General features: G+C 59.7%; 15 protein-coding genes. 10 read left to right on the forward strand and 5 right to left on the reverse strand.

The window, feature by feature from the left end; translation table 11 throughout:
* The first annotated feature begins 102 nt into the window (after positions 1-102).
* On the forward strand, positions 103-1,368 hold the full coding sequence (locus tag A3EC_RS0107065) for an acid phosphatase (RefSeq protein ID WP_018024480.1): 1,266 nt from the start codon (positions 103-105) through the stop codon (positions 1,366-1,368).
* On the opposite strand, the gene A3EC_RS0107070 is transcribed toward A3EC_RS0107065, so the two are convergent.
* Positions 1,365-3,221 (reverse strand): ABC transporter ATP-binding protein, encoded by a 1,857-nt coding sequence (locus tag A3EC_RS0107070; RefSeq protein WP_018024481.1) that lies wholly within the window; start codon positions 3,219-3,221, stop codon positions 1,365-1,367. The two genes, A3EC_RS0107065 and A3EC_RS0107070, sit on opposite strands and share 4 nt — an antisense overlap.
* Positions 3,222-3,425: 204 nt before the next feature.
* Here A3EC_RS0107070 and A3EC_RS13245 point away from each other — a divergent pair, with 204 nt between their 5' ends.
* Positions 3,426-3,560 carry a hypothetical protein gene (locus A3EC_RS13245; RefSeq protein WP_281163691.1) on the forward strand — a complete coding sequence of 45 codons (135 nt, stop codon included), beginning with the start codon at positions 3,426-3,428 and terminating at the stop codon, positions 3,558-3,560.
* On the opposite strand, the gene A3EC_RS11715 is transcribed toward A3EC_RS13245, so the two are convergent.
* From A3EC_RS11715 to A3EC_RS0107090, 3 genes are read right to left on the reverse strand one after another with little or no spacing between them, the layout of a single operon-like run.
* Entirely contained in the window at positions 3,538-4,833 is a 1,296-nt protein-coding gene (locus A3EC_RS11715; protein ID WP_018024483.1) for a phosphotransferase, read from the reverse strand. The genes A3EC_RS13245 and A3EC_RS11715 overlap by 23 nt on opposite strands.
* On the reverse strand, positions 4,814-6,244 hold the full coding sequence (locus tag A3EC_RS0107085; protein WP_018024484.1) for a PH domain-containing protein: 1,431 nt from the start codon (positions 6,242-6,244) through the stop codon (positions 4,814-4,816). The genes A3EC_RS11715 and A3EC_RS0107085 overlap by 20 nt, the downstream gene beginning before the upstream one ends.
* Positions 6,245-6,721: a PH domain-containing protein gene (locus tag A3EC_RS0107090; protein ID WP_018024485.1), complete on the reverse strand. Its 477-nt coding sequence runs from the start codon at positions 6,719-6,721 to the stop codon at positions 6,245-6,247. It lies immediately after the preceding gene.
* A gap of 38 nt (positions 6,722-6,759) precedes the next feature.
* Here A3EC_RS0107090 and A3EC_RS0107095 point away from each other — a divergent pair, with 38 nt between their 5' ends.
* Both A3EC_RS0107095 and A3EC_RS11720 read left to right on the forward strand, forming a co-directional pair.
* On the forward strand, positions 6,760-8,850 hold the full coding sequence (locus tag A3EC_RS0107095) for a M3 family metallopeptidase (protein ID WP_018024486.1): 2,091 nt from the start codon (positions 6,760-6,762) through the stop codon (positions 8,848-8,850).
* A 24-nt stretch (positions 8,851-8,874) separates the two neighbouring features.
* On the forward strand, positions 8,875-9,108 hold the full coding sequence (locus tag A3EC_RS11720; protein ID WP_018024487.1) for a hypothetical protein: 234 nt from the start codon (positions 8,875-8,877) through the stop codon (positions 9,106-9,108).
* Positions 9,109-9,221: 113 nt separating this feature from the next.
* On the opposite strand, the gene malQ is transcribed toward A3EC_RS11720, so the two are convergent.
* Positions 9,222-11,411 carry a 4-alpha-glucanotransferase gene (malQ, locus tag A3EC_RS0107110; protein ID WP_018024488.1) on the reverse strand — a complete coding sequence of 730 codons (2,190 nt, stop codon included), beginning with the start codon at positions 11,409-11,411 and terminating at the stop codon, positions 9,222-9,224.
* Between the two features lie 84 nt (positions 11,412-11,495).
* Here malQ and A3EC_RS0107115 point away from each other — a divergent pair, with 84 nt between their 5' ends.
* The 6 genes from A3EC_RS0107115 (at position 11,496) to dnaJ (ending at position 19,092) form a co-directional block, all read left to right on the forward strand.
* On the forward strand, positions 11,496-12,860 hold the full coding sequence (locus tag A3EC_RS0107115) for an FAD-binding oxidoreductase (protein ID WP_169331398.1): 1,365 nt from the start codon (positions 11,496-11,498) through the stop codon (positions 12,858-12,860).
* A 70-nt stretch (positions 12,861-12,930) separates the two neighbouring features.
* Positions 12,931-14,763, forward strand: coding sequence for an AMP-dependent synthetase/ligase (locus A3EC_RS0107120; RefSeq protein ID WP_018024490.1), 1,833 nt, complete (start codon positions 12,931-12,933; stop codon positions 14,761-14,763).
* 184 nt (positions 14,764-14,947) lie between these two features.
* Entirely contained in the window at positions 14,948-15,652 is a 705-nt protein-coding gene (locus A3EC_RS0107125; RefSeq protein WP_026162286.1) for a hypothetical protein, read from the forward strand.
* Between the two features lie 14 nt (positions 15,653-15,666).
* Entirely contained in the window at positions 15,667-16,860 is a 1,194-nt protein-coding gene (gene hemW, locus A3EC_RS0107130) for a radical SAM family heme chaperone HemW (RefSeq protein ID WP_018024492.1), read from the forward strand.
* Positions 16,853-17,878, forward strand: coding sequence for a heat-inducible transcriptional repressor HrcA (gene hrcA / locus A3EC_RS0107135; protein ID WP_018024493.1), 1,026 nt, complete (start codon positions 16,853-16,855; stop codon positions 17,876-17,878). The genes hemW and hrcA overlap by 8 nt, the downstream gene beginning before the upstream one ends.
* 80 nt (positions 17,879-17,958) lie before the next feature.
* A complete protein-coding gene (gene dnaJ, locus A3EC_RS0107140; protein WP_026162287.1) occupies positions 17,959-19,092 on the forward strand; it encodes a molecular chaperone DnaJ in 1,134 nt (377 codons plus the stop codon).
* Positions 19,093-19,105 lie beyond the last annotated feature (13 nt).

The following is a 19,105-nucleotide window of genomic DNA, read 5'->3' on the forward strand; positions in this document are numbered from 1 at the left end:
AATTCACTCAAGCGCAACCGGCAGGTTAATCATTTGCTGAGTAAGTGACACATCCCTTTCATAATGTGTAAAAAGTTATAAGAATCTTGTGAAAGGTATCCGGTGTCTCATCAGCCCCGCCGCGTTGCGCTTCGACGTATTTTTGCCACCACCCTCGCTGCCGTAGCGGCGGTATCAACGTTCAACTTCGTTGCACCAGTGCCCCAAGCGCAAGCACTGGACCTAGCCGGGTTGGTCAATGACAACCCGCTGAACCCGAAGCCAGCCAAGCACCATGCCGGCGCGCCAACCCCACGGCCTTTCGCCCCAGAACGCATGACTCGGATTTACCAGTCCGACAACTCCATCACTGGTCAGGCCTACTTCTATGTGGTGGACGACTTCAACAATCTGCGCCACAACCGCAAAATCATGAAGCAAAACCTGGACACGGTCGTGGCGACCAACCAGGCAGCTCGCGAAAACAAAGACTTGCAGCAGCGTTCACTTGACGATGCACACGAAGACCTCATGATTACCATGTCTAATGGCATGGGGCAGAACCTCGGTGGCCACTTCCGCACTGCTGTGAAGGAAGGTCGTTTGCCGAAAACTAGCCAGCTGCTGGCTGGGACGCTTGCCCGCGGCGGCGGTATCGCGTCATCGACATTTATTGAGAAGTACTACTTCAACTACAACCGCCCATATGTGGCGGCGCCACAGCGCATCACCAAGTACCACCGCGCTGGTGAAGACACCTACGACGGCAGCCCAGCATTTCCATCTGGCCACACCAACCAAGCCACATGGAAATCCACCATCATGGCTGTGATGATGCCGGAACTAGGCCCACAGCTGCTGGCCCGCGGGTCCGAAGTTGGCTACAGCCGCCAGGTCCTCGGCGTGCACTATCCACTGGATGTCATCGGCGGCCGTATGATGGGCACCGCCGCCGCCACCGACCGGATGCGTGACCCACTATTCCGCCAAATGATCACTGAAGCTCGTAACGAACTGCGCGCCGAACTGGAATGGCGTTGCGGCACCACTCTGGAACAGTGCATCGCCTCCGACGTGCCATACCTGTCCACTAGCGAAGCAGTCAGCGTATACACCGAGCGGATGACCTACGGCTTCCCGCAGATCAAGAACCGGAATAACCGCTTGATGGTGCCGGGCTACTCCGAAGTACTGCTGAAGACCGCCTTCCCGAATAAGTCGGTGGACCAGCGTCGGGCGGTGCTATTCCAGACCGCTATTCCTGCTGGGTACCCACTGGATAACCAGTCAGGTACCGGTTCGTGGCAGCGACTGAATATGGCAGCCGCATTCGCCGCCGCGCAGGGAACTGCGCCAGTCACTGCGCCAGTCACTGCGCAGCAGCGCTAGACTCCCTCAATTCCGAACTGTTGCAAGCGCTTACGGTCCGCCCGGCTGGAGGAGGCAGTCAGCTTCAGCAGTTCGGAATACACGCCACCCGTGGTGGCCAATTCTGCTGGCGAACCGACCTCATCCACGTGGCCCTGCTTCAGCGTCACAATCAGATCGACATTAGAAATCGTCGACAAGCGGTGCGCAATAATCAACGTGGTGCGACCCGACATCAGCTCCTCCAGCCCACGCTGCACCGACTGTTCCGCTTTAGTATCCAGCGAACTCGTCGCCTCATCCAGCACCAGCACCGGAGCGTCCTTCAAGATGGCACGCGCCACGGCAATTCGCTGCTTCTGGCCACCGGATAGCCGCAGGCCACGCTCACCAATCTTGCTGTCGTAGCCATCAGCAAACCGGCGAATGAACCCGTCAGCATTGGCGCGCTTGGCTGCCGCCACAATCTGCTCATCAGTCGCCTCTGGGTTGCCATAGGCAATGTTCTCCCGAATCGTGCCGGAAAACAGGGACGCATCCTGGAACACGACGCCGACGCTGGCCCGCAGATCCCGCGTCGACAGCTTTGACGTGTCATGCCCGCCGACGAGCAAGCAGCCGTTTGTTGGCCGGTACAGGCCGAGCAGTAGGTTGACTAGCGTAGATTTACCGCCGCCGGATTCGCCCACCAGCGCGACCTTTTGCCCAGGCGCGACTTGGAAGCTCACTCCGTCAATGACAATTTCATCGTCGGTGTAGCCAAAGACCACATCATTGAACTCAATGGCAGGGGCAGCCGGGTCCATTGCTAGCGGCCGACCCGGTTCGTCAATAAGCTCCGACTGGTCGCCGGAATTGGCACTGGCGGCCGCAACCAAACTGGCGGGGGCGTGTTCTTCCGGCAGTTCCGCCATGACCTTGAAGTAGTCGCGCGAGCCAGCGACGGCGCGTTGGGCAGCGTCGACCAGAAAACTCATCATCGTGATTGGCTGACGCACCATCGCTACCAGCTGAATCAGCATCACGGTGACACCGATAGAGAAGCGGCCTTCGAGCGTTTGCACAAACAAAATCAGGTAAATCGCGAAGAACACCACGTCCAGGGACACCGAGCGCAGTGCATCCATCCGGTGCCACCAACTGGACTGCGTCCGAGTCAGTGCGATGGTGGCGGCGAACCGACGGCCGAAGCCGCGCAGTTCCCGGACTTCCGAAATGAAGGACTTCACGACGCCAACCTGGCCGACGACTTCCGCGAACCGGCCGGACGCCTCATCGATTTCTTTGTTCTTCTCCCGTTCAATGGCCTGCCAGCGCTTCGAAGTCAGCGCAGTGAGCCACACGTACAGCGGGAAAATGATGAGCAGCAAAATCGCCAGCGGCCAGTAGTAATAGGCGGAGATACCCAGCACCGCCAGGATGGTTAGCACCATTGGGAAGAAGTTGTTGGAAAAGCCCTGCAGGAACTGGGTGACGTTCGTAATGGAACGGTCCAGCCGCGCAATGATTGTGCCGGTGACTTGATTGTCGAAGTAGCGCTGCGGCAGCGCCAGCAGCCGCGCGAAGTAGCGGGTCGACAGGATTTCGCGCATCCGGGCAGTCATCACATCGCCGATGTATCCGCCGATATTGTGCACCAGCGAGCCGACCATATTGGTTGCCAGAATGCCAAGGCTCAGCCACACCACGGTGCGCAGCGCGTCGGGGTGTCCGGCGCGGTCGGAGGCGGCATTCACCACAAGGTCAATGGCGTCGCGCACTAGGAATGGGGCGACCAAGGTGGCGGCGGTGGTCAGCAGGGAAGCGACCACAATTCCCAGGTAGTAGGGCCACAGGACGGACGTTGACCGGAGGATTCGAGACAGGCTGTTCACACATCCAGGCTACTCCGACCCGCCAAAACGGTGAAGCGTCAACAAAAGTAGCAGAGCTACAACTAGCCAATTGTGTTGCGGTTCCGTAACATTAGGCGCATTCTGTGGGACTTTTCGGCGCAATTGTCGCGAAACGGTAACTTATTTCGTCAGCGAATCGATGTGCTAGATAAGTCCAATTACTCAACCAACTCTGGAGCATTCATGCAGTTCCCTGACCTGCCAATCGTCAACTTCATCATCGCCACCATCTCTGGTGCGCCATTCTCCGCAACCGGTTCCCTCGGTGGCTTCGCTTCCGGCATCGTCCAGTTCTTCACTGGTAGCCTCGAGCGCTAAGCAGCGACCCCACGGCTGCCAGGGGAAGTGACAGCCACTCCGGGCGGTGCAGCGCCTCATACGCGCACTCATACACTGCTTTATCCAGCACATATCCACGCAATAGCAACTCACTGTTGACTGTGGCAGTGCTGGATTTTTTCATCTCTGCGCGATACCCAGCTAGAAACCGTTCCGCCGCGCCATTGGTGCTTATTGACGTATTGGCTCCGCGCTTACTGGCGGCGGCATAAGAAAAACTCCGAAGCATCCCAGCAACATCACGCAGCGGACTATCGGGCTCACGGCGCTGCTCCCATGGCCGGGCTGGCTCGCCTTCAAAGTCAATGAGCAGCCAGCGCTCGCCATCAAAGAGCACTTGCCCAAGGTGCAGGTCACCATGGATGCGCTGCACCGGCACCGGTGGCAGTTCTGCAATCTGGGCGTACAACTCGGTGATAGCGGGGGAGTGCTCGGCTAATTGCGGCACTAATTCACCGGCCCAGGCCAACCGACGCCCGAAATCCGCAGCTATGTTCGCAGCCGACGCACTTGCAACAGGCAGGTGCGTGGCAAGTAGCTGATGGGTGCGGGCAACCGCTCGGCCGAGCTGCTGGGCCTGTGCTTCGAGCTGCTGGTCGGACCACGCCAACGCCAACTGCCAGCCATCGTGCGCGCCGGGCACCAACTCCTGCGCCATGGCGAAAGTGCACACTGGCGCGCCCGGTGACGTGCTCAGTGATTCGGTCCACTCGCCAAGCAGTGTCGGGACCGGAGCCTGGAGTCCTGCACAGTCGGTTGCGCTAGCGGCACTGGCGGCAGTTAACACGCCGCTGAGTTCTGCATCGGGATTGCGCCCAGGATGGACTTGGCGGAAAAACTTCCAGATTGAGACGTCATCACAGATCAGCGACGAGTTTGATTGTTCCCCAGAAAACGGTTCCACCATGGTTGGCGCCGCGAGCCCAAGCAGTGGTGCCAGCTCTTGGAGCAGCGGCGTTGCCGATTCAGCGGTGGTCAAAACGTCAATAAGCTCAGCTGGGGTGGTGGCAGCAGACAGTGCGCCGGGGGCAAACCACAACTGGTAGGGGGCGGTGGCTGTGGTGACAATAATCTGCTCGGCGGAACGGAAACTGCGGCGGTGACACACGCGCAGGGTGGTGACATCGTCGGTGGTGCCGCCGAAGAACCGCTGCTGGGGTAGCCACTGGCGCAGCAGCGTAAGTTCTGCGGGGGAAGCTAAAGCGGCGGCGTCGGTCGGGTCATCACAGTTGTTAGCGCAGTCGTCGAACACAATGCCTATGCAACCACACCACCATCTTCGCCGCCCGCGGCGCCGGCTGCTGCTGAATCGTCGCGTGCACCGGACCTGGCACCAAATCCACCTCAATGGTCGTCACGCCGAGCAACTGTTCAATCGGACCCTGCTTCGGGGTGAACCCCTGCACGCGCGGGTACGGAATATAGGTCCATCGGCGGGTGAGCCAGCCACTACGAATAGAAATGCCGTCGCCATCCAAACGGGTGGCTTGCCAGTCGGCATCAAACGGACTGACCCAGCGCACCTGCCGCGGCGAATGCTGCCAGCCGACATCGTTATGGAGGAACATCCGCTGCCACACTGACGGCGTCTGCAACGCCGAAGTGACAGCGAACATGTCCTCCGCGGAACCAACCGGCAGCAGGGTAGTCGAACTCGAAATCAGCTTGCTGGAATTGCCATAACCCGCCACACTCGCCTTGACCTGCCACCAGCCAAAGAAACGCCACAAAAATGGCTGGCTGACTTCCAGCGCGTGAATGCGATCAATCGGAATGGACTGCTTGCGCTCTTCGGTCAGCCCGTAGACCAGATTCAAATGCTCCGCATCGATGGCGCCGCGACCACGCCAACCGCGGTTCACCTGGCCCCATACGGTCTGCACCACCGCAATAATCGCCGCGATTGCACCGACCATCGACGAACCTAAATAAATCGCCAACCCGAGCATCCCCACCGCGAACAGAACTGCCCACACACCGCTGCTCAGGAACGTCGAACCCAGAATCCGGCTCGTCCCAATTGGCCCGTACAACATGCGGCCAAGGTTTGGCTCTTGCTGCAGCTCCGCCGGGTCCGCCACCGCTGGCACCACACTAGCGGGGACATCGTCGGGCAGTGCCTCACCGCGAGCGCGGGCTTCGGCTCGGCGCACCGCTTCCAAAATTTCCGCGCGGTCCAGCTCAATGTCCTTCATCGGCAGGAAACGAATCGACGCTTTCGAATCGGAACCGCCCGCAGCCTCAATCGCAATTTCGCCGAGCTGAAACGGCCGCGCAATCAACGGCTGCACCACGTCGACGGTCTGCACCCGGTCCAAGCGCACATGGTGCTTGGTGCGAAATAACACTCCGGAATGCACCACAATGGCATCGTCTGTCAGCCGGAAACCCATCGCCAACCACGCCAGGTAGTTAAACACCAACCCGGCAGCCAACACGGCGGCGAGCACACCGCCAACGAGCAGTAGCTGATCCGACGTTACTTCACCAGACTTCAGGTCGCGGTAGAGGTCAGCAAGGACATCGATGAGGTTGAAGAACACCAACGCCAGTACCGCGGCGACCGCGGCCCACATTTCGAGCACAGGTGTGAGCGGGGAGAGTTTCCGGAGTTTGCCAGCCGGGGTAAATGCCCGCCGACCGGGAGCAGCACGGTGGGTCATTTACAGGCCCGCCATCCGTTCCTTCGCCTGCCCCGACAACCGTTCCCGCAGCGCCACCGCAACCTCCTGCGGCAGACCCGGGATACTGCAGTCCGACGAGGCCGATGCAGTATTAATATGCGCTGTCGTCAGACCCGCAAACCGTGCCACTGGACCTTGCGAAAGCCGGACAAATTGAATCCGGCCATAGGGCACAATCGTTGCCCGGCGCCACATCCGACCTTTGCGTACCACCAGGTCAGTGTCGGTTTCGACCCAACGAATAGCAGTGGCGCTGCGCACCCCAACCCACATGCCCCATACGGACAGGCCGATAACCGTCAGCCACAGCCATAACCGCAGGTCTAGCCACCAGCACAGCGCGAGGCTAAGCAGCAGCCCAATAAGCGGCGACACTAGCCGCACATACGCCAGTTTCGGGGACACGGCATGCATCCCCGGCGCGTTGGGCTGCAAGTAGTCAATCTGTGGGCTCATAGGCTTAACGCTAGCTGACGCTCACATAAGGTGGGAGCATGACTTTGACGAACCTGGACCGCACTGAAATCGACCGGCCGCACCCGCTGCTGGAGCCCTCCTCGTTGCCGCATCAGCTCCCGGACTTCGCCGCCGTGGCCGCTGCCGGTGACGACGCGGTCATTCCGGCGTTCCGGGCGGCGTTCGCAGAGCATGACGCTGAAATCGCCGCCATTGTCGATAACCCGGAGGCTCCGACCTTCGACAACACGGTCGTGGCGCTGGAGCGCTCCGGCCAGGCGCTTGGTCGCGTTGCCGCCATTTTCTTCAACCTCGCAGGCACCGATGCCACCGAATCGCGGCAGAAAATTGAAGCGACTATCGCCCCGGAACTGTCCGCGCACCTGGATCGCATTCGGATGAATGATGCCCTCTACCAGCGTCTCAACGCCGTCACTGCACCCGACGATGATGCCGAGGGCACAGTGCTGTTGGAGAAATTGTTGCGGGATTTCACCCGTTCCGGTGCCGGGCTTAGCGACGAAAACAAGCAGCAACTCGCGGCCATGAACAACCGACTGTCGGAACTGTCCACCAAATTTGGGGAGAACCTACTGGCTGACACGCAATCGCGTGCCGTACTGCTCACCGACGAAGCTGAACTTGCTGGCCTGAGCACTGATGCCCAAGCCCAGTTGGCTGCCAGTGCGAAAGCCGCCGGTCACGACTCCGGTTGGCTGGTGACTTTGGACCTGCCGACCGTGCAGCCGATTTTGCTGCAGCTGGAAAACTCAGCTGCCCGGAAGAAGATTTGGGAAGCTTCCATTGGCCGCGGCCAATCGGACGATCGCGATAATGAAGCGATTGCGTTGGAAATGGTGCGGCTTCGGGCACAGCGCGCGGAACTCCTCGGCTACAAAAACCATGCGGATTGGACTTTGGTGACCCAGGTTGCCGGAAGTGCAGCAGCCGCACAGCAGCTGATGGATGACCTAGCACCAGCTGCCGCCGCTAATGCCGCCGGTGAATGGAAAGAGGCAGCGGACTTGGCTGCTGTGCGCGGCCACGATGGGGAAGTAGCTGCCTGGGACTGGCCATATTGGGCCGAGCAGCTGCGCAAGGAACGCTACAGCGTTGACACCGCTGCCATTCGTCCTTACCTCGAGCTCAACCGAGTGCTGCATGATGGCGTGTTCCATGCCGCACACGAAGCCTTTGGCATCACCATTACTGAACGTGATGACCTGAACGGTTACGCCGACGATGTTCACGTCTACGAAGTTACCGACGCAGATGGCAGCAGCATTGGCCTGCTGCTGACCGACTACTTCGCCCGTCCGGTCAAACGTGGCGGCGCCTGGATGAGCAGCTTTGTCGACCAGTCGAAGCTGCTTGGCACGCAGGCAGTGGTCATCAATGTGCTGGGCATTGCGCCACCAGCCGCCGATGAGCCGACACTGCTGACTCCCGATGAAGTTCGCACACTCTTCCACGAATTTGGCCACGGTCTGCATGGCTTGCTGTCCAACGTGACGTACCCAACCCTGTCCGGCACCTCAGTTCCACGGGACTTCGTAGAGTTCCCATCGCAGCTGAACGAAAACTACGCCTGGCAACCAGAACTAGTGCGCCGCTACGCCCGCCATGTGGATACCGGCGAAGCGATGCCCGAAGAGCTCCGTGCCGCACTCGTGCGCGCTGAAGCTGCCGGCCAAGGTTTCGCCACCTCTGAGCAGCTAGCCGCATCCCTCATTGACATGGCATGGCACTCACTGAGCAGCGCGGAAGCCGCGGAAATTACCGATGTCGCTGAGTTTGAAACACAGGTCCTACAGCGCAGTGGCTTGAATATGCCATTTTTGGCACCGCGCTACCGCACCGCCTACTTCAACCACATTTTCGCCGGCGGCTACTCGGCTGGCTACTACTCCTACATGTGGGCCGAAGCGATGGACGCAGACACGTGGTCGTGGCTTCACGACGGGCAGGTAACCGTCGAAAAGCTCACGGAACGTACCCAAAAGTACCGGGACCTTGTCCTATCCAAGGGTGGAAGCATCGACTACACCGATGCTTATCGGGCGCTGACAGGCCATGATGTGAGCCTTGACGCATTGCTGCAGCGCCGCGGACTGGTGGGGGCGGTTTAAGCCCCGCGGTGTAAAGTGGCAACAATGAGTTCGATCATGGAGCGATGGGACGCGGTGGAGCAGTGGCTTATCGCCGCACCCATCTGGCTGCAGTCAGTGGTGCTGCTCATAGTGCTCATTCCACTGCTGACAGTCGTCGCTTTTATCCTGATTCGAATTATTGATATTGCGGTGGGGATGGCCCATAGCCGCTGGGCACAACCAGGTTTTGTCGTAGAGGCAGAACACGCAGAACACAAGGAACAAAAGGAGAGCTAACCAGTGCGCGGATCCAAAGTGAAACTTGTGCTGTACGTGCTCATTGCGCTGATCATTATTGCCGGACTGGTGTCTTCACTGCCGTGACGCCGGCTTAACGCCGCAACGTTGGCTTAACGCCGCGACGCCCCCGCCACCTTCTGGAAGGTTTCCAACTCGGCGAGCTCATTGACTAGCACCGACTTGCCATCGGCATCGGTCAGCGGAATGCACCAGTTCGGATACATCGACTTATTCGTACCCGGCTGGTTCTGGATCCGACGGTCGCCCACCATATCCACTAGCGAGGTGCAGGTCAGCGCAGACGGGGTCGCCGACACGTATCGGTGTAGTCCCTCCGTCAGTGCCGCCACATCGGTGAGTTCCTCGCGCTTGACCGTCGTGAAATCAGTGAACTCCAACTCGGTGCCCGCAAAGTAGCCACGCTCGGCGGCAGCAGCCAGCACCTTCCGGATCCACTCCATGTCCTTTTCGTCTTCCTCCGCAGCGGAGTTAACGAGGACGCCGAGCGCATCACGCAGTCGAATATGCTCACCGGCCAAATAACCTGCGGTCGGCGGCAAATCATGAGTAGTCACCGAGGACAGGCACAGGCGCCGGTACGCTTCTGGTGGCTTCGGGTAGTCACCCTGCGATTCGAACCACAGAATCGACACGCCCATGATGCCGCGCTCTTCCAAATACTGCTGCACCCATGGCTCGAACGTGCCCAAGTCTTCGCCGATAACTACCGCGCCAACCAGCTCCGCCTCCAACGCCAAAATGCCGATGAATGCTTCGTGGTCGTAACGGACATAGGCGCCGTTAAGCGGCGACTCCATCCGCGGCATCCACCACAGGCGGAACATGCCCAAAATGTGATCGACGCGGATACCGCCGGAGTGGCGCAGCACCGTACGCAGCATGTCGCGCCATGGGCGGTACGCCAACTTCGCCATCTCTACTGGGTTCCATGGCGGCTGCGACCAGTCCTGGCCGTTTTGGTTGTAGCCGTCTGGTGGCGCGCCCACCGACGCATCCATCGCTAGCGCGTCGCGCAGGTTGTGCGCATCGGCGCCACCTGGGTGCACACCGACCGCGAGGTCCGCCATAATGCCAATCGACATGCCGGCTTCCTTCGCCGCACGCTGCGCCGCCTCAAGCTGCTCATCACAAATGAACTGCAGCCAGCAGTGGAAATCAATGAGCTCAGCGCGCTCATCCGCTTCATTAGCGTGGTGGTTGAGGCCTTCTGCCAGAAGTTCGCGCTCCGCGCACCACGTCGCGTAGTCAATGAGGCCTTGGCCTTCCTCCTCCTTGAAACGGTCAAAGGCATCCTGCCGCATCGGCGACTTTTCCACGCGGTGCAGGGCATGGAGCACCGCCAGCTTTGCGGCGTAGATCGGGTTGCGGTCAATTTCATCGGCCGTCAGATTCGTGGCGCGGAATTCGTCAGCAATCTTCTGCAGTTCAATGAGTTCATCGGCATCGAGGTACGGCAGCTCCGGAATCGACTCAATGCGGATGTAAATAGGGTTGGTGTACCGACGAGTGGTTGGCAGGTACGGGGAGTCTTCTACTGGCGGCAGCGGTTCAGCAGCATGCAGCGGGTTAATCAGCAGGAAGTCCGCATCGGCGTCGCGGGCACAGACCGCGGCCAAATCGCCAAGCGTAGTGAAGTCGCCCATGCCCCAGCTACGATGCGACCGAACAGAGTACAGCTGCGCCATGACACCGGACACCGGGTTTTGGACGAAACGGTCGGCGGTGGACAGGCGTCGTGGAGTGACCGCAAGTTCACACTCAGCGCGCAACTCCCCAGAGCGGGCAACAATCCGGTGCCAACCCAACGGCAAATCTTCCGGCACGGCGAATGCAGCTTCACCCATCACCACGCCATCGACAGTGCGGGTGCCAACATTGTGCTCGACCTGCGCCAACGGTCGCATGTCACCGTCGCAGTCGCCGCCAATCAGCTCAACATGGATGCTAATTTCCGACCCGTCTGGCACATGCACCAGCACTTCGCGGTAGCGACCTTGGGTCGACACCACAATTGGCGGCAGCATGGCGCGCCAGTGTTCGTTCTTAAGGTTCTCGCGGGCCGCGGCGATTTCTGCAGCGAGCCCTTCTGGGTCGCCGGTGGCTTCCTCAGCCTCATCGGGGGTGACTCCCAAGTGGATGCCCATGGCTGCCAGAAGGGCAATCAACGTGCGAATGGACACCTCGGTGTGCTGGCCGTCGGCGGCGGTGTAGCTGGTGGAGATGCCACACTCTTCTGCCAAAGCTTTCAAGTCTGCGATTAATTGGGTCGAGTAGCTCACTTTTTCTATTTTGCCCGGTTCTGCCGATATCTGCCGCACGAGTCCTTTTCGACGCATACTAGGATCATGGAAGCAGACCGCATCATGCAATTGCTCAGTTCCGTGGACCTTGCCGAAATTGTCTCCATCGACCCCGATGTCTGTGCTGCACATGCCACAGACTGGACGGGCCGCTGGTCACAGATTCCCGCCGCAGTCGTGCAGCCAACCACTGTCCGAGAGGTAGCGCTTGCGGTTCAGACACTCACCACAAATGGGGTACCTGTCACCATTCGCGGTGGCAACACTGGCCTCGTCGGTGGCGCGGTGCCCCTACCAGATGGTGTTGTGCTGACCACCGCTAAACTCAACCGAATCGGTGATGTCACACCAGATCTGACCATCACCGTCGGCGCGGGCGTCACCCTAGAAGAACTAGAAGCCGCCGCGAAAAATTACGGCCTCACTTGTGGCCTTCGGTTGGCGTCCGGAGGTAGCGCCACGGTCGGCGGGGCGGTATCCACCAATGCTGGGGGTGCGCGGGTAGTGAAGTATGGCTCCACCCGCAACCGAGTGCGTGGGTTACGGGCAGTGCTTCCTGACGGAGGGATCATCGATCGCCGGGGCGGCCTGATCAAAGACCAAACTGGTTACGCCCTGAGCAACCTCATCATCGGTGCTGAAGGCACCTTAGGTGTCGTTACCGACGTCACTTGGCAGTTGGAGTCGCAACCAAAAAGCTTCCTGCAGTTGGGAATTGCCGCCCCCGATGTGCATAAGGCAATGGAAGTGATGCCGAAGCTGCGCGAAATTGACGGACTGGAAGCCGTCGAGTGGATCCCTGGAAAAGATGTTCCCATTGTCGTCGAAAAGCTCGGACGGCAAGCACCACTGCCGACCGACGGGCTCTGGCTCATCGTGGAAATTACCCACACTGAGGCGGATGTGGACATTCTGGAGGACGTCACTGATGTGCTCGATGAGGTTGTTGACATTGTTGGGCCAGACCGGTTGATTGTGGCGCAGACCGATGCCGAACGGCAGCTACTGTGGCAGATTCGCGAAAATATGACCGAAGCAGTGTCGAACTTGGGGGTGCCGCTGAAGCTGGATGTGGCAGTGCCGGTGGCGAACTTTGCTGCGCTGTATGAAACCGCCGAGCTGGTGGAGCAGGAATGTAATGCGCGGGTGATTCAGTTCGGGCACTTTGCGGAAGCTAATTTCCATATCAATGTGCTCGGGGCCGATGGACACACGCTCACCGGCGCGGAGGCTGCACAAGTGGAAGAAATTGTGCTGTCACAGGTGCTTCGTCTGCAGGGGACCGTATCTGCGGAGCATGGCATTGGTAGGTTGAAACGAGGATGGCTACCACGTCAGCGCGGTGCAGCCGAGCTGGCAGTGATGTCTTCAGTCCATGACGCAATCAATCCGACGAAACTGCTGAATTTAGGTGTGCTTTTGCCCTAGATTGTGATCATAGACACTTTTTCATAGGCATTATGACCCGTTTGGAATCTGAAAGGACAGGGCACCGAGCATGGATGAATCAATGCAGGAAGCCAAGTACGTCATTAAAGATGACGAGAATATCGTTACCGCGATGCAGGAGCTGGCGAGGAATCGGCCTAATACCGTCAGCATTTCGCGCCTGAAAGATTTCGAATGGATTGAGGTTACGGCCAAGGACTTCATGGCCGAAGTATTCGCGGTGGCAAAAGGCCTCATCGCCAACGGTGTCGAAGCAGGTGACCGTGTCGCGCTGCTGTCGGAAACGCGCTATGAGTGGACCCTGCTGGACATGGCGATTTTCGCTGCCGGTGCAACCGTGGTGCCTATCTACGGTTCCTCCTCGTCCGAGCAGATCCGCTGGATCATTGAAGACTCCGGCGCAGTCATTGGCATCACCGAAAACGAAGAGCACACCTCCCGGATGCATGAGCTGCTGCTGAGCAAAGACGGCACCCCGCAACTGGTCGATTCCCCTTCGAAGCTGCGTCGCATCTTGGAAATCAATGCCTCCGCAGTCGACACGTTGATGTTCGAAGGCCGCGGCATCAAGGACGAAGTGGTCCAGGAACGCATTGACGCTACCGGCGCGGATGACCTCGCCGCCATTATTTACACCTCCGGCACCACCGGCCGTCCGAAGGGCTGTATGCTGCGACACTCCAATCTCCTTGGCGAAGCCCGCGCCGTGCTGACCAGTGCCTTTGGTCAGATTGCGCGCCCAGGAAATCGTGTTTTGACCTTCCTGCCGCTGGCACATATTTTCTCCCACGCAGTGCACCTGGCTGTCCTGATTTCCGGTGCCACCCAGTCCCACTGGGCCGATACCTCCACTGTCACCCTGGAATTCCAGCGCTCCAAACCGCACCTGATTTTGGCGGTGCCGCGCGTGTTCGAGAAAGTGCGGGACGCTGCGAAGGCCACCGCTTACGCCAAGGGGAGCATTGGTAAGGCCATTTGGGCGGGCGCGGAGGACACCGCCATTGCCTACTCCAAAGCGATGGACACCCCGCAGGGCCCAAGCAAGCTGCTTAAGGCCAAGCGTGCGCTATTTGACCGCCTGCTTTATGCCAAGGTTCGAACCGCACTTGGCGACGAAGTGATGGCGGCTATTTCCGGTGGATCCGCACTCGGCTCTGACCTAGCCCACTTCCTGCGCGGTCTTGGTGTGGAGACTTTCGAAGGCTACGGCCTCACCGAAACCACTGCTGCCTTGACGGTGAACACCCCAGGTGATGTCCGCGTCGGCACTGTCGGCCGCCCAGTGTCCGGCAATGCTGTGCGTATCGGTGAAGACGGTGAAATCCTGGCTAAGGGTGACGTGGTGTTCCATGGCTACTGGAAGAATGAGAAAGCTACCGATGAAGCTTTCGTTGATGGTTGGTTCCGCACTGGTGACATCGGCAAAATCGACGAAGATGGTTTCCTGTCCATCACCGGTCGTAAGAAGGAAATCTTGGTTACCGCCGGCGGGAAGAATGTTGCCCCAGCGCCACTAGAGGACCGTCTGCGCGCGCACCCACTGGTGTCACAGGCCATGCTGGTCGGTGACGGTCGCCCGTTTATCTCCACGCTCATCACCTTGGATGAAGAGGCACTGACTAAGTGGCGCGCTGACCATAACGTTCCAGAGAACCGCTCTAAGCGGGAACTGTTGGCGGACCCACTGTTGCGTGCGGAAATCCAGGACGCAGTGAACAACGCCAACACGTTGGTATCCCATGCGGAGGCGATTAAGAAGTTTTGGATTCTCGAAAATGACTTCACGGAGGAATCCGGCGAGCTGACGCCATCGCTGAAGGTGAAGCGGCACATTGTGATGAAGAATCAAGACGCGCTCATCGAGAACCTGTACAAGCGATAGGCAACGCGACGGGAGGCAGCGACACCGGCGGCACCGGCGACTCTAGAGACACCGGCGAGACTGGCGAGACGAGTGCCACTAGAGGCCAACGGCGCTGTGTCGCTGCCGAAGTTGGTACCGGCGCACACCTATGGTTGGGGTGTTCGCCGAATTTATGTCTAGGTAGCGACAGGGTGGTGATGATGTGGAGATCGGACAACTAGTGCAAACAGACGCGCAGCGCCGCCTGCGTGAAACAACCCAAGAGCTTTACGATATTGCCGACGAAGTTGCCGAATACATTAACCACATCGCCCAGTCAATCGCCGATTGGGACCCAGAACTGCTCGATGATTGCATCGACGAACTCACCGACATTGTCGACGAAGGTGTTGACGATGCGCGCCGCGCCCTGACTGAAGTACTCAGTCTCCGCCGCGCCCTGACTGCTGGGCTACGCTCTGGGATGCTATCGGCTGGCCGCAGCCCGGCCCGCGCTTTTTATAAGCTGCCCGCCCAACTCACCGTCGCGGACCTACACGCGGTCGGCCGCGCCCCCGAACAGCCCGTGCCCATCGGCACCCTGGATGCCTTACTGCGCGCACGCACCCAGTTGACCATTACGTACCTCAATGACCTAGCGCAGTGGATTATTAGCGCGGTCGGTGCCGGTATTGCCGACCCGGAAAATGCGCAGCCGATGCGTCAGCTCGCAGGTGCTGGCCGCCGCGCCATGGAAGCTGCGGCCGCGTGGAAAGTATCGGTTGCCGAAGCGAACCCGCAGTACACCGAGGCAATGACTGGCCACAACCCACCAGAATTCCTCGGCGAACGCATCCGCGTCGATGCAGTCGTAGCCCGAGTGATTGCCAAACGTCGGCAGGAAGACTCCGATGGTTTCGTCGGCTAGCTAGCATTGCTGGTATGGCCCCAACTGTTCCGACTGACAACTTCGGCGTGTATCTGCACGTCCCATTCTGCGCGACCCGCTGCGGTTACTGCGATTTCAACACCTACACCGCGGGCGAGCTCGGCTCAGACGCCTCCGCCGGCAGCTACCTAGACGCCATTGTCCGCGAACTGGAACTTGCGCTACCTCGAGTCGAAGCGGAACTTGGTCACATTCCCACCGCCGACACCGTATTCATTGGCGGCGGCACCCCGTCGCTGCTTGGCGTCTCCGGCCTGAACACTTTGCTGAGCGGGGTACGAAACACATTCGGTTTGTCTGTGGGAGCAGAGGTGACCACGGAATCAAACCCAGAGTCCACTTCACCAGAATTCTTCGAGGGCCTGCTCCAGGCCGGTTTCACGCGGGTTAGCTTGGGTATGCAGTCCCTGGCTCCGCATGTGTTGGCGGTGCTTGACCGTAGCCACACACCGGGCCGAGCCCCAGAAGCCGCTCGGGAAGCAATCGCCGCCGGGTTTGAACATGTGAACCTAGACATGATTTACGGGACGCCAGGGGAGACCGACGATGATGTCCGTACCACCGTCGCCGCTGCCATCGATGCCGGGGTAGACCATGTCAGCGCCTACAGCCTGATTGTGGAGGAAGGCACCGCGATGGGGCGCAAAGTCCGTCGCGGGGAGCTACCCGAACCCGATGAAGACGCGCTGGCTGACCGCTACGCCATCATCGATAACGCTCTGCGTGAGGCTGGTATGGGCTGGTACGAAGTATCGAACTGGGCTGAACCGGGCGGGCAGTGCCGCCACAATATGCTCTACTGGCGCGACGGAAATTGGTGGGGTGCGGGCCCCGGCGCCCACGGCCACCTAGAGGCCCACCGCTTGGTGAATGTGAAGCATCCGGCCCGCTACGCCCGCGAAGTGTCCACCGGCGCTCTGCCACTATCGGCCGTTGAAACCTTGACCGACTACGACCGTCATACCGAGAAAATCATGTTGGGGTTGCGGTTGCGAGAAGGCATCAGCATGGAGCTTATTGACGACGCGGCCCACCAAACCGTCAATAAGCATCTTTCTGCCGGGTTATTGCAGCACGACAATGGCCGCATCATTCTCACCGAAGCTGGACGGTTGCTGGCCGACGGGATAATTACCGATATTCTCGTGGGAGAAGAGTTAGGTGAGGAGGAACTTGGCTTTGTCTAGTACACAGCAGCGCCGTTTCGAAGTGTTGCGGGCAATTGTTTCCGACTACATCGAAATGAAAGAACCCGTCGGCTCCAAAGCGTTGGTGGACCGGCACAAACTCGGGGTCAGCTCGGCGACAGTACGCAATGACATGGCGGTGCTGGAAGCCGAAGGTTATATTTCGCAGCAACACTCCAGCTCGGGGCGAATTCCGACGGAGAAAGGGTACCGACGTTTTGTCGACAGTCTGCAGGAAGTCAAACCTCTATCGCAGGCCGAACACCGCGCTATTTTGAAGTTCCTGGAGCAGGGCGTGGACATGGAAGATGTGCTGCGCCGCTCCGTGCAACTGCTGGCGCAACTGACCCAGCAGGTGGCAGTGGTGCAGCTACCCGTGTTGAACACGTCCCGGGTGCGGCACTGCGAAGTGGTGCAGCTGACCCCGGTGCGGTTGCTGCTGGTGCTGATTACTGACACCGGGCGGGTGGAGCAACGCAATGTGGAGCTGACTATTCCCATGTCGGAGGACGCCACACCGCAGCTGCGGGCGCTGCTCAACCGCGTCACCGAAGACAAAACCATGACGGACGCCGCCGCAGGTCTGGCGGATTTAGCGGCAAATGGGCCCTCGGAGTTGCGCGATACCATTACCCGCTGTGCCACCGTCCTGATTGAGGAACTGCTGGAACAGCCACCGGACCGGCTGATTCTGGCTGGGACATCCAACCTGGCGCGGCAAGCCCCGAATTTCTCCGTCGGCCTGTCCGCGGTGCTCGATGCCCTCGAAGAGCAAGTGGTGCTGCTGAAACTGCTGTCGGCAGCGTCTGACCTGCACCGCGTGCGGGTCAGTATTGGTGAAGAAAACCTCGATGAAGACCTGCGGAACACGGCGGTGGTGGCGGCGAGTTATGGCTCTGGAGCGGTCAGCATGGGCGGGTTGGGTGTGGTCGGCCCCACATTCATGGACTATGCGGGAACAATTGCGGCGGTTGCTGCCGTTGCACAATACATGGGCCGAGTTCTTGGTAACGAGTAACTCTGGCATAGAGTCATAGGTGTTTTCTGGGCGCGCACCCCAAGCAGCGCGCCGAGCGATCAGAAGAAAGATAAGTGGGCGTGGCACGAGATTATTACGGCATCCTTGGTATCGACCGGTCGGCAACCGACCAGGAAATCAAAAAGGCCTACCGTAAATTGGCGATGAAGTTCCATCCGGACCGCAACCCAGACAACGAAGACGCGGCGGAGAGCTTCCGCGAAGTATCCGTTGCCTACGAGGTATTGTCCGACCCAGACAAACGCCGGATGGTCGACGCTGGCCGTGACCCACTTGACGAAACCCAAGGCACAGCCGGGTACGGCGACATGTTTGCGAACATGTTCGGCGGCGACATCTTCGACTCCTTCTTCGGCGGTGGTGCCCGCACCCGCGGACCAATGCCACGCGTTCGCCGCGGCAACGACGCGCTGATCAAGCTGGCCATTTCCCTTGGTGAGGCCTACACCGGTGTGCAGGAAGTAGTCGAAGTGGACACCGCGGTGCTGTGCACCGACTGTGGTGGTTCCGGGTCCGAATCCGGCGCGGCCCCTGTGACCTGCCCGGACTGTAATGGTGCCGGTGAAATCCAGCAGGTCCAGCGGTCCTTCCTCGGTAACGTGCTGACCTCTCGGCCGTGTGGCCGTTGTGGTGGCACCGGCGAAATCATTGAAGACCCATGTAAGCGCTGCGGTGGCGACGGTCGCGTGCGTGCTCGCCGCGACATCACCGTCAACATCCCGTCTGGTGTGGACGACGGAGTTCGGGTGCGTCTGGCTGGCCAAGGCGAGGTTGGCCCAGGTGGCGGCCCAGCTGGTGACCTGTACGTGGAAATCGAAACCACCGAAGATGACATTTTCCACCGCGACCACGACGACCTGCATGTGAACCTCAACGTGCCAATGGCTGACGCGGCGCTGGGCACCTCCATCAACATTGAGTCGCTAGTCGGCGAGGAAATCACCATCGATATTGAGCCAGGTACCCAACCATCGCAGGTTATTCGCCTGCCGGGCCAGGGCATGCCGAAGCTGCGCTCCAGCGAGCATGGCGACCTGTTGGCGCACATCACCGTGACGGTGCCAACGAAGCTGGATAAGAAGAGCCGTGAGTTGCTGCAGCAGCTGGCGGAGCGTTCCAGCGAGCGCGCCGGGCTGACTGAAAAGCCAGATGAGGGCGTGTTTGCTCGCCTGCGCCGCAGCTTCGGCCGCTAACCCACAGAAGGAT

The organism is Corynebacterium ulceribovis DSM 45146 (genome assembly GCF_000372445.1).
Classification (GTDB): domain Bacteria; phylum Actinomycetota; class Actinomycetes; order Mycobacteriales; family Mycobacteriaceae; genus Corynebacterium; species Corynebacterium ulceribovis.